This is a genomic window from Paraburkholderia sp. 22098 (assembly GCF_052045935.1).
GTDB lineage: Bacteria > Pseudomonadota > Gammaproteobacteria > Burkholderiales > Burkholderiaceae > Paraburkholderia > Paraburkholderia caledonica.
Genome location: NZ_JBQEPV010000003.1, coordinates 111167 through 135913, shown reverse-complemented (window position 1 = coordinate 135913; position 24747 = coordinate 111167). Strand labels below are relative to the sequence as shown.

At 62.8% G+C, this 24747-nt stretch carries 26 protein-coding genes and 2 tRNA genes; 9 read left to right on the top strand and 19 right to left on the bottom strand.

The features are described 5' to 3' along the window. Positions 1-46 precede the first annotated feature (46 nt). Positions 47-637: a DUF1439 domain-containing protein gene (locus ACTJLB_RS07310; protein ID WP_020069083.1), complete on the top strand. Its 591-nt coding sequence runs from the start codon at positions 47-49 to the stop codon at positions 635-637. Between the two features lie 50 nt (positions 638-687). Continuing rightward, complete coding sequence (locus tag ACTJLB_RS07305) at positions 688-1539, top strand: undecaprenyl-diphosphate phosphatase (RefSeq protein ID WP_020069082.1); 852 nt, start codon at positions 688-690, stop codon at positions 1537-1539. Between the two features lie 63 nt (positions 1540-1602). Here the strand turns inward: ACTJLB_RS07305 and trmB are convergent, their stop codons facing one another. Further along, the gene (gene trmB / locus ACTJLB_RS07300; protein WP_440782902.1) at positions 1603-2391 is read right to left on the bottom strand and encodes a tRNA (guanosine(46)-N7)-methyltransferase TrmB; all 789 of its coding nucleotides are present in this window, start codon (positions 2389-2391) and stop codon (positions 1603-1605) included. 425 nt (positions 2392-2816) lie between these two features. On the opposite strand from trmB, the gene ACTJLB_RS07295 reads away from it, so the two are divergent. Continuing rightward, entirely contained in the window at positions 2817-3200 is a 384-nt protein-coding gene (locus ACTJLB_RS07295; protein ID WP_440782901.1) for a hypothetical protein, read from the top strand. Positions 3201-3307: 107 nt separating this feature from the next. Here ACTJLB_RS07295 and ACTJLB_RS07290 read toward each other — a convergent pair. The 4 genes from ACTJLB_RS07290 to ACTJLB_RS07275 all read right to left on the bottom strand — a co-directional run bounded on the left by ACTJLB_RS07290 (position 3308) and on the right by ACTJLB_RS07275 (position 5600). Continuing rightward, positions 3308-3381: transfer RNA gene (locus ACTJLB_RS07290), tRNA-Gly, on the bottom strand. Positions 3382-3487: 106 nt separating this feature from the next. Continuing rightward, a complete protein-coding gene (locus tag ACTJLB_RS07285; RefSeq protein ID WP_027776334.1) occupies positions 3488-4051 on the bottom strand; it encodes a YggT family protein in 564 nt (187 codons plus the stop codon). A gap of 197 nt (positions 4052-4248) precedes the next feature. Then, entirely contained in the window at positions 4249-4569 is a 321-nt protein-coding gene (locus ACTJLB_RS07280) for an EthD family reductase (protein WP_440782900.1), read from the bottom strand. A gap of 77 nt (positions 4570-4646) precedes the next feature. Further along, a complete protein-coding gene (locus tag ACTJLB_RS07275; RefSeq protein ID WP_440782899.1) occupies positions 4647-5600 on the bottom strand; it encodes a Rossmann-like and DUF2520 domain-containing protein in 954 nt (317 codons plus the stop codon). A gap of 239 nt (positions 5601-5839) precedes the next feature. Between ACTJLB_RS07275 and ACTJLB_RS07270 the strand changes: the two genes are divergently transcribed. From ACTJLB_RS07270 to ACTJLB_RS07260, 3 genes are all read left to right on the top strand, one after another. Next, the gene (locus ACTJLB_RS07270) at positions 5840-6001 is read left to right on the top strand and encodes a hypothetical protein (RefSeq protein ID WP_164701921.1); all 162 of its coding nucleotides are present in this window, start codon (positions 5840-5842) and stop codon (positions 5999-6001) included. A 368-nt stretch (positions 6002-6369) separates the two neighbouring features. Continuing rightward, positions 6370-6684 (top strand): hypothetical protein, encoded by a 315-nt coding sequence (locus tag ACTJLB_RS07265; protein WP_020069074.1) that lies wholly within the window; start codon positions 6370-6372, stop codon positions 6682-6684. A 219-nt stretch (positions 6685-6903) separates the two neighbouring features. Then, entirely contained in the window at positions 6904-7869 is a 966-nt protein-coding gene (locus ACTJLB_RS07260; RefSeq protein ID WP_408131016.1) for a threo-3-hydroxy-L-aspartate ammonia-lyase, read from the top strand. A 74-nt stretch (positions 7870-7943) separates the two neighbouring features. Here ACTJLB_RS07260 and ACTJLB_RS07255 read toward each other — a convergent pair whose 3' ends face one another. Together ACTJLB_RS07255 and ACTJLB_RS07250 are read right to left on the bottom strand one after the other, a co-directional pair. After that, entirely contained in the window at positions 7944-8639 is a 696-nt protein-coding gene (locus ACTJLB_RS07255; RefSeq protein ID WP_020069072.1) for a LysE family translocator, read from the bottom strand. Positions 8640-8697: 58 nt separating this feature from the next. Beyond that, a complete protein-coding gene (locus ACTJLB_RS07250; RefSeq protein ID WP_440782898.1) occupies positions 8698-10266 on the bottom strand; it encodes a UbiD family decarboxylase in 1569 nt (522 codons plus the stop codon). A gap of 602 nt (positions 10267-10868) precedes the next feature. Here ACTJLB_RS07250 and ACTJLB_RS07245 point away from each other — a divergent pair. Next, positions 10869-12074 carry a transglycosylase SLT domain-containing protein gene (locus ACTJLB_RS07245; RefSeq protein WP_440782897.1) on the top strand — a complete coding sequence of 402 codons (1206 nt, stop codon included), beginning with the start codon at positions 10869-10871 and terminating at the stop codon, positions 12072-12074. Between the two features lie 209 nt (positions 12075-12283). On the opposite strand, the gene ACTJLB_RS07240 is transcribed toward ACTJLB_RS07245, so the two are convergent. The 8 genes from ACTJLB_RS07240 to ACTJLB_RS07205 form a co-directional block, all read right to left on the bottom strand. Further along, complete coding sequence (locus ACTJLB_RS07240) at positions 12284-13483, bottom strand: pyridoxal phosphate-dependent aminotransferase (RefSeq protein ID WP_440782896.1); 1200 nt, start codon at positions 13481-13483, stop codon at positions 12284-12286. Positions 13484-13639: 156 nt separating this feature from the next. Beyond that, positions 13640-14077 (bottom strand): transcription antitermination factor NusB, encoded by a 438-nt coding sequence (nusB, locus tag ACTJLB_RS07235; RefSeq protein WP_440782895.1) that lies wholly within the window; start codon positions 14075-14077, stop codon positions 13640-13642. Then, the gene (gene ribH / locus ACTJLB_RS07230) at positions 14074-14577 is read right to left on the bottom strand and encodes a 6,7-dimethyl-8-ribityllumazine synthase (protein WP_020069066.1); all 504 of its coding nucleotides are present in this window, start codon (positions 14575-14577) and stop codon (positions 14074-14076) included. The genes nusB and ribH overlap by 4 nt, the downstream gene beginning before the upstream one ends. A 56-nt stretch (positions 14578-14633) precedes the next feature. Then, positions 14634-15764 (bottom strand): bifunctional 3,4-dihydroxy-2-butanone-4-phosphate synthase/GTP cyclohydrolase II, encoded by a 1131-nt coding sequence (gene ribBA, locus ACTJLB_RS07225; protein ID WP_088175261.1) that lies wholly within the window; start codon positions 15762-15764, stop codon positions 14634-14636. Positions 15765-16018: 254 nt separating this feature from the next. Next, the gene (locus tag ACTJLB_RS07220) at positions 16019-16633 is read right to left on the bottom strand and encodes a riboflavin synthase (RefSeq protein WP_087752849.1); all 615 of its coding nucleotides are present in this window, start codon (positions 16631-16633) and stop codon (positions 16019-16021) included. A gap of 11 nt (positions 16634-16644) precedes the next feature. Continuing rightward, positions 16645-17802 (bottom strand): bifunctional diaminohydroxyphosphoribosylaminopyrimidine deaminase/5-amino-6-(5-phosphoribosylamino)uracil reductase RibD, encoded by a 1158-nt coding sequence (gene ribD, locus ACTJLB_RS07215; RefSeq protein WP_440782893.1) that lies wholly within the window; start codon positions 17800-17802, stop codon positions 16645-16647. A gap of 56 nt (positions 17803-17858) precedes the next feature. Next, a complete protein-coding gene (hemL, locus tag ACTJLB_RS07210) occupies positions 17859-19142 on the bottom strand; it encodes a glutamate-1-semialdehyde 2,1-aminomutase (RefSeq protein ID WP_440782892.1) in 1284 nt (427 codons plus the stop codon). A gap of 138 nt (positions 19143-19280) precedes the next feature. Further along, positions 19281-19859: a hypothetical protein gene (locus ACTJLB_RS07205; RefSeq protein ID WP_408191743.1), complete on the bottom strand. Its 579-nt coding sequence runs from the start codon at positions 19857-19859 to the stop codon at positions 19281-19283. A gap of 263 nt (positions 19860-20122) precedes the next feature. On the opposite strand from ACTJLB_RS07205, the gene ACTJLB_RS07200 reads away from it, so the two are divergent. After that, positions 20123-21343: a Bcr/CflA family multidrug efflux MFS transporter gene (locus tag ACTJLB_RS07200; RefSeq protein WP_440782891.1), complete on the top strand. Its 1221-nt coding sequence runs from the start codon at positions 20123-20125 to the stop codon at positions 21341-21343. 204 nt (positions 21344-21547) lie between these two features. After that, on the top strand, positions 21548-21778 hold the full coding sequence (locus tag ACTJLB_RS07195) for a hypothetical protein (RefSeq protein WP_088175265.1): 231 nt from the start codon (positions 21548-21550) through the stop codon (positions 21776-21778). Positions 21779-21957: 179 nt separating this feature from the next. On the opposite strand, the gene ACTJLB_RS07190 is transcribed toward ACTJLB_RS07195, so the two are convergent. The 4 genes from ACTJLB_RS07190 to rph all read right to left on the bottom strand — a co-directional run bounded on the left by ACTJLB_RS07190 (position 21958) and on the right by rph (position 24709). Beyond that, positions 21958-22047: transfer RNA gene (locus tag ACTJLB_RS07190), tRNA-Ser, on the bottom strand. A 55-nt stretch (positions 22048-22102) separates the two neighbouring features. Further along, on the bottom strand, positions 22103-23332 hold the full coding sequence (gene hemW, locus ACTJLB_RS07185) for a radical SAM family heme chaperone HemW (RefSeq protein WP_392394262.1): 1230 nt from the start codon (positions 23330-23332) through the stop codon (positions 22103-22105). Next, a complete protein-coding gene (gene rdgB, locus ACTJLB_RS07180; protein WP_408172702.1) occupies positions 23329-23976 on the bottom strand; it encodes an RdgB/HAM1 family non-canonical purine NTP pyrophosphatase in 648 nt (215 codons plus the stop codon). Before rdgB ends, hemW begins: the two co-directional genes overlap by 4 nt. Continuing rightward, a complete protein-coding gene (gene rph / locus ACTJLB_RS07175) occupies positions 23969-24709 on the bottom strand; it encodes a ribonuclease PH (protein WP_408413077.1) in 741 nt (246 codons plus the stop codon). Before rph ends, rdgB begins: the two co-directional genes overlap by 8 nt. Between the last annotated feature and the right edge of the window lie 38 nt (positions 24710-24747).

The window sequence follows — 24747 nt, the reverse complement described above, 5'->3', positions numbered from 1 at the left end:
CCTGGACCGAGGCAGGCTCTCAATTGTGGTTGATCGGAGATTGTGTATGACTGGACTTGTCGCGCCCACCAGGCGCCGTTTTCTACTCGCAGCGCTGGCCGGTGCCGGCGCGCTTGGCGTTGTCTCGCTCACGGCCTGCGCCGCGTCGATCTTTCCGTTCATTCCGTCGCACTACACATTCTCGCAGCAGCAAGTGCAGGACGCCGTGCAGCGCAAATTCCCGTATCAACGCACTGTCTCACAAGTATTCGACGTCGCGCTGAGCCATCCGGTGGTCGGCTTGCTGCCCGACGCGAACCGTGTTTCGGTGAAGCTCGATGCGCACCTCGCGAGCCCGTTCATGCCGCAGCCGGTCGACGGCGTCTTCACGTTGTCGAGCGAACTTGCGTACGACGCCGCGAGCAAATCCGTCGTGCTGAAGTCGCCCAACGTCGACAACGTCAGCGTGACCGGCGACGCGCAGGCTTATACGCAACAGATCAACGCCGCCGCCGCCGTGCTCGCCACGCAGTTGCTGAGCAATTACCCGATCTACACATTCAAGCCCGAACAACTTCAATTTGCCGGAGTTAATTACGAACCCGGTACAATCACCATCCTTACAAACGGTATACGCGTGCAAATCGTCGAGAAATGACGTTGCGCGTGGCCGGCAGGGCCGACAAACGAAAACGATGAGGGGCACGGATGGACTGGTTATTGGCTTGCAAGGCGTTGATTCTGGGCGTCGTAGAAGGCTTGACGGAATTTTTGCCGGTGTCGAGTACGGGGCACCTGATCGTCGCGGGGAGTCTCCTCAACTTCACCGACGAACATGCCAAGACCTTCGACGTCGTCATTCAGCTCGGCGCGATTCTCGCGGTGTGCTGGGAGTTTCGCCGCCGTATCGGCAGCGTGGTGACCGGCCTGCCGAGCCGTCCGGAAGCGCGGCGCTTTACGTTGAACGTGATCATCGCGACCATTCCGGCGGTCGTGCTCGGTCTACTGCTGGAAAAGTCGATCAAGGCTGCGCTGTTTTCGCCGGTGCCGGTGGCGTTCGCGCTGGTGGTGGGCGGCGTCGTCATCTTGTGGGCAGAAGCGCGCCAGCGCGCGCAAGCCCGCGAAGGCGGACAAGCCAGGGTTGCGCGCGTGACCAGCGTGGACGATCTGAGCGCAATGGACGCGCTGAAAGTCGGCCTCGCTCAATGTTTCGCATTGATCCCTGGCACGTCGCGCTCGGGCTCGACAATCATCGGCGGGATGTTGTTCGGACTCGACCGGCGCGTGGCCACTGAGTTTTCGTTTTTCCTCGCGATCCCGATCATGTTCGGCGCGACTGCCTACGAGTTGTACAAGGACTGGCATCTGCTGTCCGTCGACGCGCTCGGCGTTTTCGCGCTCGGCTTCGTGGCTGCGTTCGTCAGTGCCTTTCTGTGTGTGCGATGGTTGCTTCGCTACATCGCCGGACACGATTTCACGGCGTTCGCGTGGTATCGCATTGGCTTTGGATTGCTGATCCTGCTAGTCGGCTATAGCGGCGCGCTGAGCTGGACGGAGTAAGTCTCCCCGCTTTTCGCAGGCCGGAAAAAAAGGTCCGTCACTTGAGGTGGCGGACCTTTTTGTTTATGCGACGTCGCGTTTGCGGAACACGAGATCCCACACACCGTGGCCGAGGCGCAGGCCGCGTCGCTCGAACTTCGTTACCGGACGATATTCGGGGCGCGGCGCATAGCCGTCGACGGTGTTTTGCAACGTCGGCTCCGCATTGAGCACTTCAAGCATCTGCTCGGCGTAGTTCTGCCAGTCGGTCGCGCAATGCAAATACGCGCCGGGCTTCAGGCGCGACGCGAGCAGCGCGACGAACTTCGGCTGAATCAGACGACGCTTGTGATGGCGCGCCTTGTGCCACGGGTCGGGAAAGAAGATGTGCACGCCGTCGAGACTGTCCGGCGCGATCATCTGTTCGAGCACTTCCACGGCGTCGTGCTGAATGATGCGGATGTTGGTCAGCGCCTGCTCGCCCATCAACTTCAACAATGCGCCGACACCCGGTTCGTGCACTTCGACGCCGAGAAAATCGTCAGTTGGACGGTGCGAGGCGATTTCCGCGGTGGTCGCGCCCATGCCGAAGCCGATCTCCAGCACGCGCGGCGCTTCACGGCCGAATACGGCGTTCCAGTCCGGCTGCTGCGGCGCGAACGGAACGACGAAGCGCGGGCCGAGCTCGTCCATCGCGCGGCGCTGACCGGTCGACACGCGGCCGGCGCGCGTGACAAAGCTGCGGATGCGCCGAAGATGCAAGGCTTCGCCGTGCGGCGCGGAGTCGTCGGCAGCGGCGGCGACATCGTCTGTTTCGTTGGAGGACGTCGGAAGGTCGTCGGGCAAGCCGGCGTTGTTGGGATCGTGGATCATGGTCGATGCTGCTACAAGAATGAAGGCTTCGCGGCTTGCTCGGCGCGGGTTGGCAAAATTGGCGCTGGTTGGCGCTGATCGGCGCTCGCTGACAACGACGCGGCGCACCGCGTTAGCGCGTGCCGGTTGTCATGTCGGCAAGCGGATTGCGATCAGTCGCCGCGCGGGCTAGCCGTCGCTACAAAAAAGCCGCCTTCGTAGAGGCGGCTCGTGCCTGATTAGTGCCCAAGGCTCGGCAACAACGTGGAGCGGGCGTTGCAAGTGCGCGTAAGGTAGCACAACGCGAAAGGGTGCGTCCAGACAGCGCGCCGTTCGCCGCAGCCGCAGGCAGCGCACATTACGTTTTAATAACGGTGCAGGTCTTGTATGATTTAATCGTTCTGTAAGCCAGCCCTTTTCAACGATTAAACTACGCGAATACCGTTATGAGTAAGCACACACACAATCACCGCGAAGCAAAACCAGCGAAAACCGGCTGGAGCCCGATTAAACCCACCAAGATCCCCGCTACGTCCGTGAATGCGCTTCGGGAAGCGATGTCTACTGAAGGTGTGCCGCTGACTCAATTCAACGATCTGCTGTGGCTCATGGCGCAGGAGTCGGGCGGCGCGGTGAATCTGCGCAATCCTAAATCCGGCGCACGCGGGCTGTTTCAATTGCTGCCGTCGCAATATGAATTGAATCCGGATGGCGTCAAGTCTTTTGGCAACGCAGTGCAAGAATGCCGCGGCGGAATTCGATATATTCTCGGCCGCTATCACAATGCGACGTCAGCCCGTTTGGCGTGGAAAGCCAATCAGTGGATTTGACGTATCAGGCGTGTTCTGCTTTGCGTAACTGAACTTCAGTGCGGTGAATGCAGATACTTTCTTCGAAGCAGCAGTTGCGAGCAGGTTGCCAAACTGCCGGAAAGTACTGGAGCGGGCGATGGGAATCGAACCCACGGCTCTAGCTTGGGAAGCTAGGGTATTACCATTATACGACGCCCGCAGAGCGCGCTATTTTACTCGCGAAAGGGCAGCGAGCGCAAACTGCGCCGCTGCTTTTCCTTATGCCGCATTGTGCGCGGCGACGTCGTCCGGCATTCCGCGTTGCTTCAGATCACGAAGTAAGTCAGTTGGACAGCGGCGCGCGTGACCACCATCAGCAGCACCTGCACGATCACGAACAGAAGAATCGGCGAGAGGTCGATGCCTCCCAGATGCGGCACGACGCGTCGCAGCGGATTCAGAAACGGTGCGGTCAGTTGATAAAGGATCGGCATTGCCGGCGAACGCGGATTCAGCCACGACAGCAGCGCCATCAGGATCGTCATCCAGATGATCAGATTCAGCGCCCACTTGATTACGGTCAGCACCGCGACGATCAGCAGCGTCGGCACCAGCGTGAGCGGGTCGGCGCCGGTCAGGACCACCATCAGCACGACGTAGACGATCGCCGCGATCAGCGCCGCGACGAGGCTCGCCCAGTCGACGTTGCGCGTGCTCGGCAGAATGCGGCGCAGCGGCAGAACGATCCAGTTCGTCGCTTGTAGCACGGCGTTCGTGACCGGGTTGTACGGCGGCATGCGCACGACCTGCAGCCAGGCGCGCAAGAGCAGCGCCGCGCCGAAGAGGGTGAAGACGGTATTGAGCAGAAAACGGGCGATATCGCCAAACATCGTGTGTCCTTATGCTTCTGATGACAGCCGTGGAACGGCATGGGCGCCGGTGCTTTTAGGTCTGGAGCACAGGCGGGTCAGTAACTGGCATCGGCCGCCGACGCGGCCGCATGCATTGCCAAGCGGATGATACGGGTCATGCAAGGCTCGCATTTCAACGACGGACGAAGAGCCGCCCCCGCATCAAGTGCGGCCAGTCACACGGAAACCTTGATTTCGCTGATGAGAATGGCGCCGTTGCCGCCGTCGGTGTAGTTCGGAATGTCGGCCAGCAGGCGTTCGGATGCCGGCCTGAAGACCTTGTAAAAGTCATCCGTGCTGTCGAACAGGAAGTGACCCGCGGCCACATAAGGCGGCGGCGTACCCGGCGGGCCCGCGTTGATGCCCACGTCGACGGACCATCCCTTCAACGACGGGCCAAACAGTTCCGCCGCGAGCGGCATGTGGGTGACGCAGTAATAGTCCACGTCGAAGTGGCCGTTTTCCCGATACGGATAGAGGATGCTGACCTTGATCATTGTGCGTTCTCGTCTGTTGGTCCCGAAGCGAGGCGCCGGCGGATTGCGCGCGGCGCCGGACGTCACATTATCACGGCTTACTTGACGCTTGCACCTGCTGCCGCCTGATTCAGCGAGCGGCTCAACGAATCTTCCACCGCGTCGGCGATTGCGGCGATTGCCGCAGGCGGCGTGGCGCGCCGTTGCGCCAGCTCGACCGCGCGCCGTGACAGCAAACCGTACAACGCAGCGTGATCTCCGCCGAGGCTTTCCATCAACGCCAACTGCTTTTGCACGACACCGGTGTCGCCGCGCGAGACCGGCCCGGCGAGCGCGTTGGGCAGTCCCTTGTCGCGAGCGGTCTGAATGGTGCCCGCGAGCATCGGCAACAGCGCGCGCAATGCTTCGTCCTCGGCAAAACCGAGCGTGCGCCACAGCGCGACGCATTCGGCCAGGCTGCAGAGCGCGAAACTCGCCGCATAGTGCGCGGCGCCGTGATACAGCATGCGGCCGCCCGGAGGAATCGACAACGGATGGCAGCCTAGCGCGACGGCCAACGCCGTCAGCGTGTCTTTCAGGTCGCCGTCGGCCTCGATCGTCACCGAGCAGCCGGCGATACGGTCGAGGTCGGCCAGCTCGCCGCTGAACAGGTAGAGCGGATGAAAGCCGCCAATCGCCGCGCCCTGGTCCCGCGCGCCCGCCAGCAACTCGACCGGCGACGCGCCACTGCAATGCACGAGCGCCTTGCCATAGACTGCATCGGGGGCGAAACGCAGTGTGTGCGCTGACGTACCGATGCTGTCGTCGGGAACGGCTAAAAAGACAACATCGGCGCCGTCGACGACTTGCTGAGGATCGTCGAGCGCCATGCAGTTGGGAATTTGACTGGCGAGCCGGCTAGTGGAAGCCGGCGTGCGGCTCGCCACTGCCGTCACCGGATAGCCTGCGCGCGAAAAACTCAGCGCGAGGCATCGCGCGAGCCGGCCCGCGCCGATAAAGCCGAGGCGTGGTAAACGGGAGTCGGGCTGGGACTGGGACTGGGACTGGGACATGTCGACGTGCTCCAGACGGGGCGTGATAGGGAACAAGCAGTATCGCGCATCGGCAGGCGTGCAGCGCGTGCAACGGTCGTCAGATGAGTTTGCCTGCGATATGACGCGAGCTGCTGATCATGGCGTCGCGCGCGCCCTGCGGGCTTGAAAACTGCTCACAATTTCCGGATGGCCGGTCGGCCGTGGCTGTCTATGGGTATTCGCTTCGCAATTTCGCAATCGGATTCGGGGAGGCTACGATGAATATTTTTTCTTACCGGAAGCACTTGCGGTTCTTGACCCACGCTCAGCGGCGTCGCTGGTGGGATCAGAAGAAGCGTCTGAGCCCACGCGTGCGCATCAGCGCCGCGTACGTGCCACCGAACGTGTCCCGCGAATTCGCTTACGTGAAGGTCGGCTGACCGACCCCCGTTTCGAGCCTTAACAAAGCCCGGCCTCTGCGCCGGGTTTTTTATTGGCCGTGGCTCCGCGCCGTCAGCATTGAAGCTAATTTGTAATTAAAGATTACCGACGCGGCGTCCGTTTAACTCGCCATTGCCTCGCGACACCTTCGTGTCCACCGCGAAGAGGCCTAATCCGTTGATTCCTCAGGCCGTTCGCGTTTTTCAAGCGCTGCTGCTTTCCAGGCGACAGCGCAAAACCTTTTCGCGCATTGCAATTTGCAACAAATGCGAACAGCGTCGCGCGGGCTTTTTGGATAAATTGGTTTCGTAGCATGCATGGCATGCGAAGTTGGCGACCTTCAATGGGCCGCGCCAGGAGAACAAAAGTGAAGAAGATCGTTCCGTTCGTCGTTGCCGCCGCACTCGGCGTGGGGCTTGCCGCCACCGCGCAGGCACACGTCTCTGTCGGTATCGGTATCGGGGTACCGGTCGCGCCGGCTTATCCTGTCTATGCCGCGCCCGTCTATGCCCCGCCGCCGCCGGTGTACTATTCGCCGCCGCCTCCCGTCGTCTATGCGCCGCCGCCTGTAGTCTACGGCCCGCCGCCCGTCGTAGTGGGTGGGTATTACGGTTATGGTCGACCCTATTATCGCCACGGCTACTACGGTGGTGGTTATGGCCACGGTTACTATCGGCGCTAATTCTGCCTGACCCACGAGTTGTGATCGACACCTGCCTGGTTGGCGCCTCGCTGTAGGCGGGCAGAGAGTCTGAACGGCGTAACGCCGGCTTGATCGCCGCGTTACGCCGTTTTGTTTTCTGCGGCATTGAGTGAGTTGTTGCGGAAGTTTCAAAGCGTCGGCGAAGCTGGGAGAATGGCTGTTTCGCCACCGCTCTGGAGAACTCCGCCAATGCAGCCGATGCACCCACTTCCCGCTCCCACCTTCGACGACGTGCTCGACGCCGCAGCGCGACTCGAGGGCGTCGCGCACCGCACGCCAGTTCTCACATCGAGCACGTTCAACGAGCGCACCGGAGCGTCGGTATTCTTCAAGTGCGAGAACTTTCAGCGAATGGGCGCGTTCAAGTTTCGCGGCGCCTATAACGCGATCTCGCATTTCGACGCGGAGCAGCGCAAGGCCGGCGTGCTGACCTATTCGTCCGGCAACCATGCGCAGGCTATTGCGCTGTCGGCGCGCCTCGCCGGCATCCGCGCGACGATCATCATGCCGCACGACGCGCCCGCAGCCAAAGTGGCCGCCACCAAGGGCTATGGCGGCGAGGTAATCACCTACGACCGCTATAAGGAGAACCGCGAGGAAATCGGCCGACGGCTCGCCGAGGAGCGCGGCATGACGCTGATTCCTCCATACGATCATCCCCATGTGATCGCGGGGCAGGGCACGGCGGTGAAGGAATTGATCGACGAAACGGGGCCGCTCGACATGCTATTCGTGTGTCTGGGCGGTGGCGGGCTGATTGGCGGCAGCGCGTTGTCGGCGGCGGCCTTGAGCCCGGACTGCACGGTAATCGGCGTCGAGCCGCAAGCAGGCAACGACGGTCAGCAATCTCTTGCGCGCGGCGAGATCGTGCATATCGACACACCGCGCACCATCGCCGATGGCGCGGCCTCGACGCATCTGGGCGACTACACCTTCGCGATCATTCGCAAGCTCGTTGCACAGATCGAAACCGTCACCGACGAGCAGTTGATTGACACCATGCGCTTTTTCGCCCAACGCATGAAGATCGTCGTTGAGCCGACCGGCTGCCTCGCGGCGGCGGCCGTGCTCAACGGCGTGGTGCCAGTGAAGGGCAAGCGTGTGGGCGTGGTGGTGAGCGGCGGTAACGTCGATCTCGAGAAGCTCGCGCAGTACCTGGCCTGATTGTTTCCGGCCAGAAGCCGGCTGACGTGTAGGAAGACGGCCCGCCCCAGGTTCATAGGGCGGGCCGTTGCATGTCAGCTCGCCGCTTGTGCGACTGGCGAGCGCTCTGCCGTTTGCAGAATCAGATCGCGGTAACCGTTCACGATCACGCTGTATGAGAAGTAGGCGAACAGCAGCGCGGACAACACATGGCACGCACGTAGCAAACCGGTGCCAGCGCGCTTGCGGCCGTGGCTGCCGAGGCCGCAGATGAACACCGTCCAGCACAAGCCGCCAAGAAAGAAACCGCCGAGAAATACGGGCGCCGTTTTGGCGCTCGTCGCGCCGGCTTTGGCGATCAGCGCGCCCCCGACTGCGGCAAACCACAGAATTGCCGACGGTGACGACACCGCCAGCAACACCCCGCGCAGGAAGCCGCGCCACGCAGACAGATGCGGCGAACTGGCGTCCGCCTCGCCGGCAACAGGCGGTGCCGACGCCGGAAACATCGCTTCGCGCGCCATCTTCCAGGTAAGAAACAGCAGGATGACCGCGCCGCCAATCCACACGACCCAGCGCACCGACTCGAACTGTAGCAGCGCAGCCATGCCCGCTAGCGCAAGCGCCGCATAAATCAGGTCGCCGACGCACGACCCAAGGCCGAGCCAGAAGCCCGGCTTGAATCCGTGCGACAGCGCCAGCGAAATCATCGCGACGTTCACGAGGCCGATGTCGAGACACAACGACAAAGACAGGAAGAACCCGTCCGACATCATCGAGAAGGCATGCATGCCTGCAACTGCTCCATCTGTTTGTTATGCGGCTGCGCGATCGATGCGCTCGACGCGTTCACAGTCCCAGTTCATTCCACAAACTGTCGATTCGCTGCTTCACCGCCGGGTCCATTTCGATAGGCCGGCCCCATTCGCGATCGGTCTCGCCAGGCCATTTATTGGTCGCGTCGAGTCCCATCTTCGAACCGAGGCCCGCGACCGGCGACGCGAAGTCGAGATAGTCGATCGGCGTGCGATCGACGAGCACCGTATCGCGCGTCGGGTCGACGCGCGTGGTGATCGCCCAGATCACTTCTTTCCAGTCGCGAATGTTGACGTCTTCGTCCACGACGACAATGAACTTCGTATACATGAACTGTCGCAGGAAGCTCCAGACGCCGAACATCACGCGCTTGGCGTGGCCCGGGTAGCTCTTCTTCATCTGCACGATCGCCATGCGGTAGCTGCATCCTTCTGGCGGCAGATAGAAATCGGTAATCTCGCTGAACTGCTTCTGCAGAAGCGGCACGAACACTTCGTTGAGCGCGACGCCGAGCACGGCAGGCTCGTCGGGCGGTTTGCCGGTGTACGTGGAATGGTAGATCGCGTCGCGGCGCATCGTGATGCGCTCGACCGTGAACACCGGGAACCACTCCTGTTCGTTGTAGTAGCCGGTATGGTCGCCATACGGGCCTTCCAGCGCGTGCTCATAGGCGGCCGAGGCGCCCTTGACCGGCCGCGGCGGCGCGCCAGCCGGGGCGGGCGAGGGCGCACCTTCCTGCGGATAGATAAAGCCTTCGAGCACGATTTCAGCGCGCGCGGGTACCTGCAGACCGTCGACGCCCGGCGTAATGCATTTGGCCAGCTCCGTCCGACCGCCGCGCAGCAAGCCGGCAAACTGGTATTCGGACAGCGTGTCCGGCACTGGCGTCACCGCGCCGAGGATGGTCGCCGGATCCGCACCTAGCACGACCGCTACCGGATACGGCTGGCCGGGATTCTTCAACGCGAACTCGCGGAAGTCGAGCGCGCCCCCGCGATGTGCGAGCCAGCGCATGATCAGCTTGTTGCGTCCGATTAACTGCTGGCGATAGATGCCGAGATTTTGTCGGCTCTTGTTCGGGCCTTTTGTGACGGTCAGGCCCCACGTGATCAGCGGGCCGGCGTCCCCGGGCCAGCAAGTCTGGATAGGCAGCTTTTCCAGGTCGACGTCATTGCCTTCCCACACGATTTCCTGGCAAGGTGGCGCGCTCACAGTTCGTGGCGCCATGTCCCACACCGCCTTCGCAAGCGAGAACAGTTTGCCCGCGTCCTTCAGCCCTTTTGGCGGCTCCGGTTCCTTCAACGCTGAGAGCAGCCGGCCGACATCGCGCAGCGAATCCAGCGCGGCGCCGTCGCCTTCGCCGGCTTCCGCGTCGATGCCCATACCGAGCGCTACCCGGCGCGGCGTACCGAACAGGTTGCCAAGCACCGGGAACGCATGCGCCTCCTGGTTCTCAAACAGCAGAGCCGGCCCCCCAGCGCGCAGCACGCGGTCGCACAGTTCGGTCATTTCCAGTACAGGCGATACCTTTTGCGGGATACGGCGCAGTTCTCCAATCGTCTCGAGACGGCCGATGAAGTCACGCAGGTCTTTGTATTTCATCTGATGCGGTTGTGTGCCGCGAGCGGCGATATAGAAAAGCGCGACTGCGGAGGAGGCGCCGAACGATTGTCGATTTTACCTGCGTTGGCTAGCGCACGTAGATCGGCCGAACGTCATAGGGCGAGCGGCAATCGCCAAAATGCCCAAAAACCGCTCCGTACGGCCCTCTGAGCGGTCGGAACCCTTGTCGTTATTACAATTAGTTATACTTTCGCGAGTTTATAGTGTTGACGATCTATAAAACCGTGCCCTAGAATCCGTCCACGTTGGTTGCAGGGCGTGAACCTTTTACCACTGCCCCCGGTCCCATCAGACGCAACGCGTCACCGCTTACCGAAGCCCTGCACGGTATTCGTCGGTCTTATCGATGTCCTTGCCAGCGCCAACTGACGCTGGTTTTTCGCGTGGGAGCCACCGCCCGCATGTTTTCGGCATGCCGCGGACCGCTTTTCAGGAAGGCTCCCCACAAACGGTATTTGCCGTTTTCCCGACGTCGCTGCTGCCCTAACCAGACAGAGCGCGCGATGTCTTGACTCTGCGAATGTGTGGTACCGCCTGTTTTTCCGGTGGGGTTCGCGGATCATGCAACATGGGAGATCTGAATGAACGCCTGGTTATCGTGGCGTCCCGACGAACGTATCGCGCAAGTCGTGCGCGGTGCAGTCCGTCGCGGGACGCAATTGAGTCATCACCTGTTCAGCATTGTCGGCGGCATTGCCGTGGTGCTGGCAATCGCGCTGTGGCTGATGCCCACGTGGCGCGGCACCCTCGCGGCGAAGCTGATGCCGGTCCTTTCCGCGGCTGTGCAAGCGGGCCCTGCGCGCCTGCTGCAAGGCAACCCGCTGCCTGCTTTCGGGCCGCCGGGGCGTACTTCGTCGGACGAAACGCTGTCCGTAAACTCGAACCCAAACAGCGCTGACGCAGCAAGCGTCGGCAATAACGTGGGCGTGAGCGTCAGCAACACCAGTTATGACGGCGCGTTCGACGGTTCCGGCTCCGCCGGCATGGGAATCGCGGCGCTCAACGGCCTCGATCCGCGCACGATGCAAAGCGTTTCGGCGTTGGCCAGACTGATTCCTGCGAAACGCGTGTCCGCCGATGCGCGCGACGATCGCGTGCTGATTTCGTCGCGTGAGCAGGCTCTCGTAGCGTCGTACCTGGCTCGTCGCTACCGCGTCGCCCAGGAGCCTGTCGGCGAGCTGGTCAAGGCTGCGTTCGACACCGGTCGCGAAGTCGGTCTCGACCCGCTGCTGTTACTGTCGGTCATGGCGATCGAATCGGGTTTCAACCCGTACGCCGAGAGCGGCGTGGGCGCCCAGGGCCTGATGCAGGTGATGTCCAAGGTTCATTCGGACAAGTTCCAGTATTTCGGCGGCGAGAGCGCTGCGCTTGAGCCGGTCGCGAACATCAAGGTCGGCGCGCTGGTTCTGAAGGATTGCATCGCGCGCGGCGGTTCGCTGCCGGGCGGACTGCGGCTGTATGTCGGCTCGACGTCGCAGGACGACGGCGGCTACGGCGCCAAGGTGATGGCAGAACGCGCGCGTCTGCGTGACGTGGCGCGCGGCCGCAAGGTGCCGATCAACGCGCCGCAGGCGCCGGTTATCACGGCATCGAATAATGCGTCGTCGTCATCCTCGTCGTCGTCCGCTGCTGCGAACAACAGCAACGGCAAGCGGGTGCAGGTTACGCTGGAAGGAAGCCATCCGTTGAGCGCCGCTGCGCCTGGCAAGACGCCGGTCTCGGAACAGGACGACGCCAGCACGAGTGCGCCCAAACACGTGGCGTCTGCCGCGGAACTGGGCGCCTGAATCGCTCGCAAAGCCAGCCTCATGCTGATCGCCTGACACGAACGCGAACGGCAAGAAAAAGGACACCCTCGGGTGTCCTTTTTTTGCTTTGGGGGAGGTCGCGCGGCCGAAAGACAAACAGACAGCAGCGTCCGGAGCCCGGCTGTGCCTGGCTGCGGGCACCTCTCGCTACGCACGAGGCACTCGTCAGGCCCGGCTACCTTGCGCTCCTACTGCCGTTGGCCGAAAAGCCGCGCCAGGCGTTCCACCGCCTCTTCCAGCTTCTCGTAGGCGGTTGCGTACGACAGCCGGATATATTGTTTTGGCGCGTGGCTGCCGAAGTCCATTCCTGGCACGAGCACGACACCTGCCTCGTGCAGCATCGCTTTCGTGAGGGCCGAACTGTCGCCTGCGGCAGGGTGAGCGACGCTCCGGCAGTCGGCGTAGACGTAGAACGCGCCGTCGGGCATGACAGGCACTGTGAAGCCCAATGATTCGAGCGCCGGCGCGATGAAGTCACGCCGACGTTTGAACTCGAGACGGCGTGCCTCGTACGTTGCGATGGTCTGCGGTTCGAAGCACGCGAGCGCCGCGTGCTGGGCGAGCGCTGACGCGCAGATGAAGAGATTCTGCGCCAGTTTCTCGAATGCGCTCACCATGCCCGGCGGGACCACCAGCCAGCCGAGGCGCCAGCCCGTCATGTTGAAGTACTTCGAAAAGCTGTTGACCGTAATGACGTCGTCGCCATAGGACAGCGCCGACACGGGTTTAGCGTCGTAGCTCAAGCCCTGGTAAATCTCGTCGACGATCGTGAAGCCCCCACGCGCGCGCACCGCTTTGACGATGCGTTCCAGTTCCGCCGGCTCGATCGACGTGCCGGTCGGGTTGGACGGCGACGCGAGCAGTACGCCACGCGTGCGCTCGTTCCAAAGCCGCTCGACGTCGGCGGCGGTCAGTTGGAAGCGTTCGGCAGGGCCGCTTGGCACCATCACCGGTTTGCCTTCGGCGGCGATCACAAAATGGCGGTTGCACGGGTAGCAGGGGTCCGGCATCAACACTTCGTCGTCGCGATCTACCAGTGCCGCGCACGCCAGCAGCAACGCGGCCGACGCGCCTGCGGTCACCACGATCCGGGCGGGATCCACGTTGACGCCGTAGACCTCTGCGTAGTGCGCCGAAATTGCTTCGCGCAGTGCGTGCAGGCCAAGTGCGCTGGTGTATTGCGTGACGCCGCGGCGCAGCGCGGTCGCTGCTGCCTCGATGACAGGTTCGGGGGCGGTGAAATCGGGCTCGCCGATTCCCATGTGAATGATGTCGCGTCCGTCGCGCTCAAGAAGCGCAGCCTCTTTTGCCAGCTCCATCACGTAGAACGGCTGGATGGAGTCGACGCGTGCGGCGAGCCGCATAAGAGGTTCGGTCACGGAGTTCATACGGTCAAATCCAGTTCAAATGCGAAAGCGCGACCGCCATTCGCGTGGTTCTCGCGCGCGGCAGCGTTGTGACAGGCGATGCATTTCGTTGTGTCGGCGTCGCGTACATTTGCGACGGTTTTGCCGCCGTGTTGCGCGAGCCGACCACACGCATGCCTAGCCCTTCTTGCGAGCGGCGTCGATTTCGGCGACGCGCAGCTTGGCCGCCAGCTTGTCGAGCACGCCATTCACGTACTTGTAGCCGTCGGCGCCGCCAAAGGTCTTGGCCAGTTCAACCGCTTCGTTGATCACCACGCGATAAGGAATATCGAGGTGATTCTTCAGTTCAAACGCGGCGACGAGCAGCACGGCGCGTTCGACCGGCGAAAGCTGCTCGATCGGACGGTCCAGGCAAGGCGCGATGTCCGCGGACAGCGCCTGCGAATCGCGGATCACGCCGTGCAGAACGGCGTCCAGATGCTCATGGTCCGCTTTGTCGAAGCCCTGCGCGCCGCGCAGTTGCGCGTCGATCTCACCGCCGGGCGAACCCGACAGCAGCCACTGATAAAGCCCCTGCGTGGCCAGTTCGCGGGAGCGTCGGCGTGCGCTCTTCATGCCTCTTCCTCTTCTTCGTCTTCTTCTTCGTCGCCACCGAGTTGTTCCAGCGCGACCGCGAGGTTCGCCATTTCGACCGCCACGCGTGCCGCGTCGCGACCTTTCTCGGTCATGCGAGCGACGGCTTGTTCGTCGTTCTCAGTGGTCAGCACCGCATTTGCAACAGGAATGCCGAAGTCGAGGCCGATGCGCGTGATGCCCGCGCCGCTTTCGTTCGACACCAGTTCGAAATGGTACGTTTCACCGCGGATGACCGCGCCGAGCGCGATCAGCGCGTCGAACTGCGCGCTCTCAGCAAGCTTTTGAAGCGCCAGCGGGATTTCTAGTGCGCCCGGCACGGTGACGAGCAGCACGTCTTCGCCGGTCACGCCGAGGCGTTCGAGTTCTTCGATGCACGAGTCGGCAAGGCCATTGCAGACGGGTTCGTTAAAACGCGCCTGGACGATGCCGATGCGCAGTCCGTCGCCGTCGAGGTTCGGTTGATATTGTCCGATTTCCATGTGAATTCCGTAGTGTTTTTGGGTGAGCGCGAGGCGCGTGAATGACCGGGTCAGCGTTATTGCGGAGGCTGCGCGGCACTGCCTGGCATGGGTATGAAGCCTGTGACTTCGAGGCCGTAACCCGACATGCTGCCCAGCTTGCGCGGATTCGACAGCACCTGCATCTTGCCGACGCCCAGCTCGCGCAAAATCTGCGCGCCGATGCCGTAGGTCTTGAAGTCGACGGGCCGGCGCTTGAGCGCGTCTGCTTTTTCTTTCGAATCGAACGCCTTGAAGACGTCGATCAGATGTTCCTTCGAGTCGCCGCAATTGAGCAGCACGATCACGCCGACTTCGCGCGAGGCGATCTCTTTCATGGCTGCGTCGAGCGTCCACGAATGAGTGGATTCGCCGACTTCGAGCAGGTCGAGCACCGATAGCGGCTCGTGCACGCGCACCGGCGTGTCGTGCTCGGGGTTCGGTGTGCCGCGCACGAGGGCAATGTGCGGCTGGCCGCTTGGCTGATCGAGATACATGACCGCGCGGAAAGCGCCGTGCGCCGTCTGCATGGTGCGCTCGCAAATGCGCTCGACGATCGATTCGGTGCGGCTGCGATAGTGGATCAGATCCGCGATCGTGCCGACCTTCAGATCGTGCTCTTTTGCGAACTCCATCAGGTCGGGCAGGCGCGCCATGGTGCCGTCGTCGTTGATGACTTCGCAGATCACTGCAGCCGGCGTCAGGCCTGCCAGCGCGGTGAAGTCGCAGCCTGCCTCCGTGTGGCCGGCGCGCACGAGCACGCCGCCCGGCTGGGCCATGATCGGGAACACGTGGCCAGGCTGCACGATATGCTCCGCCTTGGCGTCCGGTGCGACTGCCGCGGCGATCGTACGGGCGCGGTCGGCGGCCGAAATGCCGGTCGTCACGCCCTCCGCCGCCTCGATGCTGACCGTGAACGCGGTTCCGTACTGCGTGCCGTTGCGGTACGTCATGAGCGGCAGGTTGAGCAGCTTGCAGCGTTCCTGCGTGAGCGTGAGACAGATCAGGCCCCGGCCGTAGCGCGCCATGAAGTTGATCGCTTCCGGCGTCACGAATTCGGCGGCGAGCACCAGATCGCCCTCGTTTTCGCGATCTTCTTCGTCGACGAGGATCACCATCCGGCCGGCTTTGAGTTCGGCGATGATCTCTGTAGTGGAGGCGAGCGTCATGTTGGCGAGTTTTTCGGGAAAGCGCGTATTTTACGCCACGCGCGGTCCCAAGTCGCCTCCGCCGGACGGCATATGCCGTTTGGCCGACTGGCGTTGCGTCACCGGCCGTTGATATGCTCGGCAGAACGATAGACGCATGGACTGATGAAAAGCGGCAAGGCGCCGCATGCGTGGGCGCCCGGCGGCGGCTGCCGCTTTGAGTTGTTGCCGCCTGCTGGTGTTGCTGTTGGCGTTGTTGCTGGCGTTTTTGCCGTCTACTTCGGTGCGTTGAGCATGCGCTCCACGTAGCGAGCGATCAGATCGATTTCCAGATTCACCGGCGTGCCTTCGCGCAGATGCTTGAGTGCGGTGACTTCCACGGTGTGCGGAATCAGATTGATCGAAAACTCGCAACCGTCGTCACGATCTTTAACCGAGTTGACGGTCAGACTCACTCCGTTGACAGTGATAGAGCCCTTGTACGCCAGATAGCGGCCGATCTCGCGCGACGCCAGCACTCGCAGTTCGTGCGATTCGCCTACCGGCGCAAAGTGGGTGACCGTGCCCAGGCCGTCCACGTGACCCGAGACGATATGGCCGCCCAGCCGGTCGTGCGCGCGCAGTGCCTTTTCCAGGTTGACTTCGCCCACTTCGCCAAGGCCCGCTGTGCGATTCAGGCTTTCTCGCGACACGTCCACTTCGAACGAATGGTCGGTCTTCGCCACCACGGTCATGCAGGCGCCCTGAATGGTGATGCTGTCGCCGAGTTGCACGTCGGCGAGATCGAGGCCGCCGGCCTGCACGTTCAGGCGCACGCCCGCGTCGCCGTCCGTGCCGAGAGGCTTGACTGACTCGATGCGGCCCACTGCCGCGACGATTCCTGTGAACATCGTACTAATCCTCAAAACGAAACGGGTTGGGACGCGGTGTCGGTTCCGGCTGCGGTTACGGCCGCCGGCACGAGGCGCGCGAGAATCCGAAGATCCTCGCCGATTCGCTCGACGTTATGAAAAGCGAGCTTGACGCGTCCTTCAAGTGTTTCAGGCGCGCTCAGGTTGAACATGCTCATCGAGTCGATGCCGAGCAGGCTGGGCGCGAGATAGACGAGTAGTTCGTCCACGCAACCTTCGCGCAGCAGCGAGCCGTTCAGCTTGTAGCCGGCTTCAACGTGTAGTTCGTTGACCTGGCGCTCGCCCAGCACTTTCAGCATGGCAGGAAGGTCCACCTTGCCGGCCGCGTTGGCCAGCTGAACGATCTCGGCGCCACGCTCGCGTAGTGCTTGCGCTCGGTCGCTATGCCGTTGATCGAGATTGCCGCAAAAAATCAGCGTGGGCGCCCCGGCCAGGATCTGCGCCTGTGGCGAGACTTCCAGCTGACTGTCGATCAACACGCGTTGCGGCTGACGCGGCGTGTCGACAGCGCGCACGGTCATGCGCGGATCGTCTTCCCTGACTGTGCCGATGCCGGTGAGTACCGCCGACGCGCGGGCGCGCCATGCATGTCCGTCGGCCCGGGCGGCCTCGCCGGTGATCCATTGGCTGACGCCGGAGGGGAGGCCGGTGCGGCCGTCGAGCGAGGCTGCCACTTTCATGCGAACCCACGGCCGGCCGCGTGTCATGCGCGACACGAAGCCGATGTTCAACTCGTGCGCCTCATTGGCGAGCAGCCCGCAGCGTACTTCGATCCCGGCATCACGCAGCACCGCAAGACCGCGTCCGGACACCTGCGGATTGGGGTCTTCCATCGCGGCCACCACGCGCGCGACTTGCGCTTCGATCAGCGCGTTCGCGCACGGCGGCGTGCGTCCAAAGTGGCTGCACGGTTCGAGCGTTACGTAAGCGGTGGCGCCGCGCAGATCGTGACCGCGCGAACGCGCGTCTTTCATCGCGCGGATTTCCGCGTGGTCCTGGCCGGCCGGCTGCGTGAAGCCTTCGCCGATCACTTCGCCGTTCTTGACGAGCACGCACCCCACGCGCGGGTTCGGGTCGGTCGTGTACATGCCGCGCTTGGCCAACGCAAGCGCGCGTTCCATATGGACGAAGTCGGTTTGCGAAAACATCGGTGTGTGGTTAGGTCCGGTGGCAGGGTGGCGACGGTTTCGGGACGCTCGGTCGCTCAGGCGCTCAGCGACGCGAACGCGCCACGGGCGGCATCCACAGTTGCGTCGACGATCGCGTCGTCGTGCGCAATCGAAACAAAGCCTGCTTCATATGCCGACGGTGCGAAGTAGACGCCCGCGTCGAGCATCTTGTGAAAGAACGCGTTAAAGCGCGGCACGTCGCTCCTGGTCACTTCGGCGAAGCTCGTCGGAATCGACTCGGTGAAGTACAGGCCGAACATGCCGCCGAGCGAGTCGGCCGCGAACGGCACATTGGCTTCGCGAGCGACTTGGGCGAGACCCTTCGCAAGACGGGCAGTGCGCGCGGCGAGTGTTTCGTAAAAGCCCGGCGCCTGGATCAATTGCAGCGTCTTCAGTCCCGCGGCGACCGCGATGGGATTGCCGGACAACGTGCCCGCCTGGTAGACGCCGCCGAGCGGCGCGAGGTGGGCCATGATGTCGCGCCGTCCGCCGAAGGCGGCCGCCGGCATGCCGCCGCCGATCACTTTGCCGAGACACGTCAGATCCGGCGTGATGCCGTAGACCTCTTGCGCGCCGCCGAGCGCCACGCGGAAACCGCACATGACTTCGTCGAAGATCAGCACGGAGCCGTATTCGGTGCACAGGCGTCGCAGAGCCTGCAGAAACTCGGGCGTGGCACGCACCAGATTCATGTTGCCCGCCGCCGGCTCGACGATCACCGAGGCGATTTCGTTGCCGAAGGCTTTGAACGCCTCTTCGAGCGCGGCGACGTTGTTGTATTCCAGAACCGTGGTGTGCTTTGCGATGTCGACCGGCACGCCCGCCGATGTCGGATTGCCAAACGTGAGCAGCCCCGAACCGGCTTTCACGAGCAGGCTGTCGGCATGGCCGTGGTAGCAGCCTTCAAACTTGACGATGCGGCTGCGGTTCGTGAAGCCGCGCGCGAGACGCAGCGCGCTCATGGTCGCTTCGGTGCCGCTCGACACCATGCGCACCTGTTCGATCGACGGCACGAGCTTGCAGATTTCCTCGGCGATTTCAATTTCCGACTCGGTAGGCGCGCCGAACGAGAAGCCATTGGCCAGCACGCGCTGCACCGCTTCCAGAACTTCCGGGTGCACATGCCCGAGAATCATGGGTCCCCAGGAGCCGATGTAGTCGATATAACGTTGGCCATCGGCGTCCCAGAAATAAGGACCCTGTGCGCGTTCGATGAAACGCGGCGTGCCGCCGACCGAGCGGAATGCGCGGACCGGCGAATTCACGCCGCCGGGAATGGTGCGTTGCGCGCGGTCGAAGAGGGTTTGATTGTTGGACATGACGATGCCTGGAATTGGGTTGCGCAGCGGCGCGGCTTGCCTGCGAGCGGTTCGCGCGACGCCGGGATAGATGAGAGAAATTGTACCGGAGTCGGTGTGAACAGGTTTTGCGGAGCCACGTGGCTTTCAGACGCATTCTCAGTGCCGGGGCGCGCGCTTCCTTGCGGGCGTCTTCACGGAGGCCTTAACTGGCGATGCGCCGGTGGGCGATTGCGCCGCGTGCGCTGTCGCTTTGGTGGAGCGTGCCGGGCCAACCGGCGCGTCCAGTGGCGGCGGCTTGCGTTTGCCCGTGAGTTCAGCCCAGCGCTTTTCCAGCGCGCCTTCCGCGATCGGTTTGATCACCGTGCCTGAACTCTGCGCGTCCCAGGTCTGCACCGAAAATGGATGCACGCGCAACATGTCGCGAGGGATCACCACGTTTTCATGCGCATCGACGAGCCAGTCGTACACGAAGTCGATGCACAGGCGGTAGCCGCGCTTCGTGGCTGGGTCCGGGACCTCGTACGGTGCGCGTGTCACATAGCCCGAGCCAAAGATGCCTTTCGGCTCCGTGGCGACACGATGCAAAAACACGCGGTCGCCGGGCAGAATGCCGCGTGCGAATCCACAACCCCACACGTCGGCTACGGCGACGCCCGCCGCAACGCGCTTGGCCACATCGGGCAGTTCTGGCCACGGCCATTTCTTGGGGCTCCAGATCAGCAGGAAGGCAGTCATCGCAACGTTGCACAGAAAGGTATGAGGGACGCACGCCGCTGGCATCTTCGCGCGACGCTGAACAGCCGAAACGGTTCACGCGGCAGCTTAACCGATCAGCGGCGCGCTTGCCCTGCAAGCCTGCAACGGCCTCATGCTGCTGCTCGTGCTCGCTGCTGGCGAAGTCGATGCCTTAACCGTCGCGTACAATCGATGCGACCAACTGCAGTCTTTTTGTATCCCCGCGCGCCGGTTTTCCGAGGACGCGCTTCACCTGGATTCCCATGTCTCACGTCACCGGACGCCGGCCAGATGGCCGGCTGATTCTGTTGCTCGGTGCGCTTGCCGCGTGCGGGCCGATTTCCATCGACATGTATTTGCCGAGCTTGCCGACCATCGCGCAGGCGTTCGCGATCGGAACGGGCGCCGCACAAACCACGTTGACCAGTTTTATGTTCGGCTTCTCGATCGGCATGCTGCTTTATGGGCCGCTGTCCGACACATATGGCCGCCGGCCTGTGCTGCTGGGCGGCATCATCATGTATGCGCTGGCGAGCATTGCGTGCACGCTGTCGTTCTCGATCGGCGCCTTGGTCACGTTCCGTTTCGTGCAGGCGCTCGGTGCGGGCGCGGCATCGGTGCTGGCTCGCGCCATTGCCCGCGACGCGTATGGTCCGACCGACGCTGCGCGCGTGTTGTCCATGCTCGCCATCGTCACGTCGATCGGACCATTGCTCGCGCCGTTGATCGGCGGACAGTTGCTGCTGCTTGGCGGCTGGCGCGTCGTCTTCATTGCGTTGACGCTGTTCGGCATGGTGTGCGCGATAACCGCGTTTCTCAAAGTGCCGGAAACCTGGCCGCGCGAAAAGCGTGCGCATTCGGCGCTACTCAAATCGTTCGCCGCATATGGCCGGCTGTTACGCGATCCGGTTGCCTGGGGGCATATGCTGTGCGGTGGCATGGCATTCGCGTCGATGTTCGCGTACATCACGGCGACGCCGTTCGTCTATATCCAGTACTTCCACGTGTCGGCGCAGCATTATGGCTTTCTGTTCGCGCTGAACATCGTCGGGATCATGCTGGGCAACTTCATGAATACGCGGCTTGTCGGCAGGCTTGGGTCGCTGCCGATCATTTCGTTCGCCGCGAGCGTGAGCTGTATTTCGTCGCTGTTCGTCTGTCTTGTCTCGTTGACGGGTTGGGGCGGGCTGTGGTCGATCGTTGCCGGCCTGTTCTTTGTCGTTGGCGTGGTGGGTTTGCTGTCCGCCAATTGCACGACGGATCTGATGCATCGCTATCCGGTGAATGCGGGTGCGGCAGCTGCCGTGTTCGGCGCGGTGCAACTGGCGCTCGGCGCGCTGTCGAGCCTCGCGGTCGGACTCTGGCAGGACGGCTCGCCGAAAGGCATGGGCGTGGTGGTGGGCGTCGCAGGGTCGCTGTGCTACGTCGGCCGTATCCTGGTCGTCAGATGGCACGGGACGAAGGCGCCGGTGGCTGTCGTCTAAGGACGGTGTGATGGAGATGCGCAATAAAGGCGGCGGAGCAGGGACGCCGTAAAGAGAGCGCTCCGGGTTCCTGCACCTGGTGCGTACTCGCATTTCCGGTGCACGGAGCGCTTCTACCGGAAAACACCAGGTGTTGCGCGCACGCGACCTTGTCTTTGAATTGGCATTGCTATGATGGGATCACTGTTCCTCGGAGCGGCAATCATGGCGATCAGAGATTTGATGAACGGCGAGCGGCAACATGCTGCTTTCGCCGAAGCGCGGAAGCTGGCCGACAGCGGCGCGTATCACGATTACACGGACATCGAATACGTTTTGCGCTTTGATTACGGCTTGACCGATGTGTCCGCGCTGCTCGACAGCCAGTTGATGCATCGCGATCTGAACCGGCGTTGCGCCGACGCACGCGAGAAGCTCGACGCGGTAAGTGTGTGACGCGGGGTGGGGGCATTGTTTGTCGTCGTGCTGTCTTTATGGCGCGTACGGGCAATCGCACACCTGTTCCGCAAGTTCGTACGGCTTCAAGGTCGAAGCCAGGCGCCGGCGCGGGTGTAGTGTGCGGGGCGAGTACAAACAAAAACGGGCCTTGCGGCCCGTGGATGTGTACAGAGATCTGGCGGAGGCGGTGAGATTCGAACTCACGGAAGGATCACTCCTTCGCCGGTTTTCAAGACCGGTGCCTTAAACCGCTCGGCCACACCTCCAAGCCGCAAATTGTAACCTGAAAAAACCTCGCTGCGGCGCTCTCTTGATCCGCATTCACTGCGGATCTTTCAGAAACAACGCCTGTAGATCGTTGAGGAACGCTTGTCCAAGCGGCGTAGGCGCAATCTTTTCGTGGTCTCGCGTAATCAGTTTGCGGCGCTCCGCCTCCTGCAAGGCCGGCTCGATAGAGGTCATCGACAGACCCGTGCGTTCGATGAACCGATGCACCGGAAAGCCTTCCACCAGTCGCAGTGCATTCAGCATGAACTCGAACGGCAGGTCGCGCGGTCCGACTTCGTGTTCTTCCTGCACCGCCGCGCCGGCCTTGGCGTGCTCGATGAACGCGGTCGGATGCTTGTAGCGCGCCTGACGCAACACACGATTCGGAAACGACAGCTTCGTGTGCGCGCCGGCGCCAATCCCAAGATAGTCGCCGAAACGCCAGTAGTTCAGGTTGTGCTTGCTCTGCCGATGCGGCCTGGCATACGCGGAAACTTCGTAGCGCTCATATCCCGCCGCCGACGTGCGCTCGTGAATCCAGTCGTGCATGTCGGCGGACGCGTCGTCGTCCGGCAGCGCAGGCGGGAATTTCGCAAACAGCGTGTTCGGCTCGAGCGTCAGGTGATACAGCGAGAGATGCGGCGGCGCGAACGACAACGCAGTCTCGACATCGGCCTGACATTCGGCGAGCGTCTGCTGGGGCAGCGCGAACATCAGGTCCAGATTGAAATTGTCGAACGTAGTGGCGGCCACTTCCACCGCATGGCGCGCTTGCGTCGAATCGTGAATCCGGCCGAGCGCCTTCAGATGCGCCTCGTTGAAACTCTGTATGCCCACCGACAGCCGGTTCACACCGCTCGCGCGAAACTGCGCAAACTTCGCGGCCTCGAACGTGCCCGGATTGGCCTCGAGAGTGATCTCCGCATCGGCGTCGAGCGGCAAGAGGGCTCGTACGTCCGACAGCATGCGGTCGAGTCCGGCCGCTGACAGCAAGCTCGGCGTACCGCCGCCGATGAACACCGTATGCACCTGCCGTCCCCACACGAGCGGCAACGCCATCTCCAGGTCGGCACGCAATGCGTCGAGATACTCGTTCTCGGGGAAGCTGTCGCCTTTCCATTCATGCGAGTTGAAATCGCAGTACGGACACTTGCGCACGCACCACGGAAAATGCACGTACAACGAGAGCGGCGGCAGCGACGTCAGACGGATGCTGCCCGGCGACGTGAATGCCTTGATCACGCCGTTTCCGACATCGGCGGGTGTCGGCTTGATCGGAATCACGCTTCCTCCGTCAAACGCGCAAGCAGCTGGCGCAACGCAATCGCGCGATGACTGCTGGCGTTTTTCAGCGCCGGCTCGAGTTCCGCGGCGCTTGCGTTGAGCGATGGCAAAAAGAAGTACGGGTCGTAACCGAAGCCGTTCGCGCCGCGCGGCGCATCGAGAATCTCGCCATGCCAGCGGCCTTCGGCGATCAGCGGCTCGGGGTCGTCGGCGTGACGCACCAGTGCCAGCACGCAGTAGTAGTACGCGCGGCGATCGCTCTCGCCTTGTAGCGCGGAGACGAGCCGCGCGTTGTTTGCCGCGTCGCTTTTTTCGCCGCCGGCCAGTTGCGCGTAACGCGCCGAATAGACGCCCGGCGCGCCGCGCAGCGCGCGCACACACAGACCGGAGTCGTCGGCGAGGGCAGGCAGCCCGGTGAGCCTGGCCGCATGCCGTGCCTTGGTCAGCGCGTTTTCGACGAAAGTGGGATGCGGTTCTTCCGCTTCCGGCACACCCAGTTCGCCCTGCGCAATCAACTCGATGCCGGCCGCGCCGAGCAGCGCCGCGAACTCGCGCAGCTTGCCGGCGTTATTCGACGCCAGCACGACCTTGTTCAACGGCGATCCCGATAGAGGCGCGCCATTGCCTTCACGAACTTCACTCACCTCGGTACTCCAATGCTTCTTTCTGTTTCGCGATCAGCGTGGCGATGCCGTCGCTCGCGAGATCCAATAGCGTGTTCATTTCATCGCGCGAAAAAGGCACGCCTTCTGCGGTGCCCTGAATTTCGACGAAGCCGCCCGCGCCCGTCATGACCACGTTCATGTCGGTGTCGCATTGCGAGTCTTCGTCGTAATCCAGATCGAGCACCGGCACGCCGTCGTACACGCCGACTGAAATCGCCGCGACGTAGTCGGTGATCGGCGAACTCTCGATGCGCCCCGCAGCCAGCAGTTTGTTCACCGCGTCATGCGCGGCGACAAAAGCGCCGGTGATGCTCGCAGTGCGTGTGCCGCCGTCGGCCTGAATCACGTCGCAGTCGATATGCAGCGTGCGCGCGCCGAGCTTCTCCAGATCGAACACCGAGCGCAGCGCGCGACCGATCAGACGCTGGATTTCCTGGGTGCGCCCGGTCTGCTTGCCGCGCGCAGCCTCGCGGTCGCTGCGCGTATGCGTGGCGCGCGGCAACATGCCGTATTCGGCGGTGAGCCAGCCCTGGCCGCGATCGCGCAGGAACGACGGCACGGTCTCCGCGATGCTCGCCGTGCAGATCACCTTGGTGTCGCCGAATTCGACCAGCACCGAACCCTCCGCGTGCTTCGTATAGTGGCGCGTGATGCGCACGTCGCGCAGCTGATTGGCGAGACGGCCGCTAGGGCGTTGAGTGGTGTCGGTCATGTCGATTGGGTCGGGAAGGAAGCGGGAGGGGAAAGCAC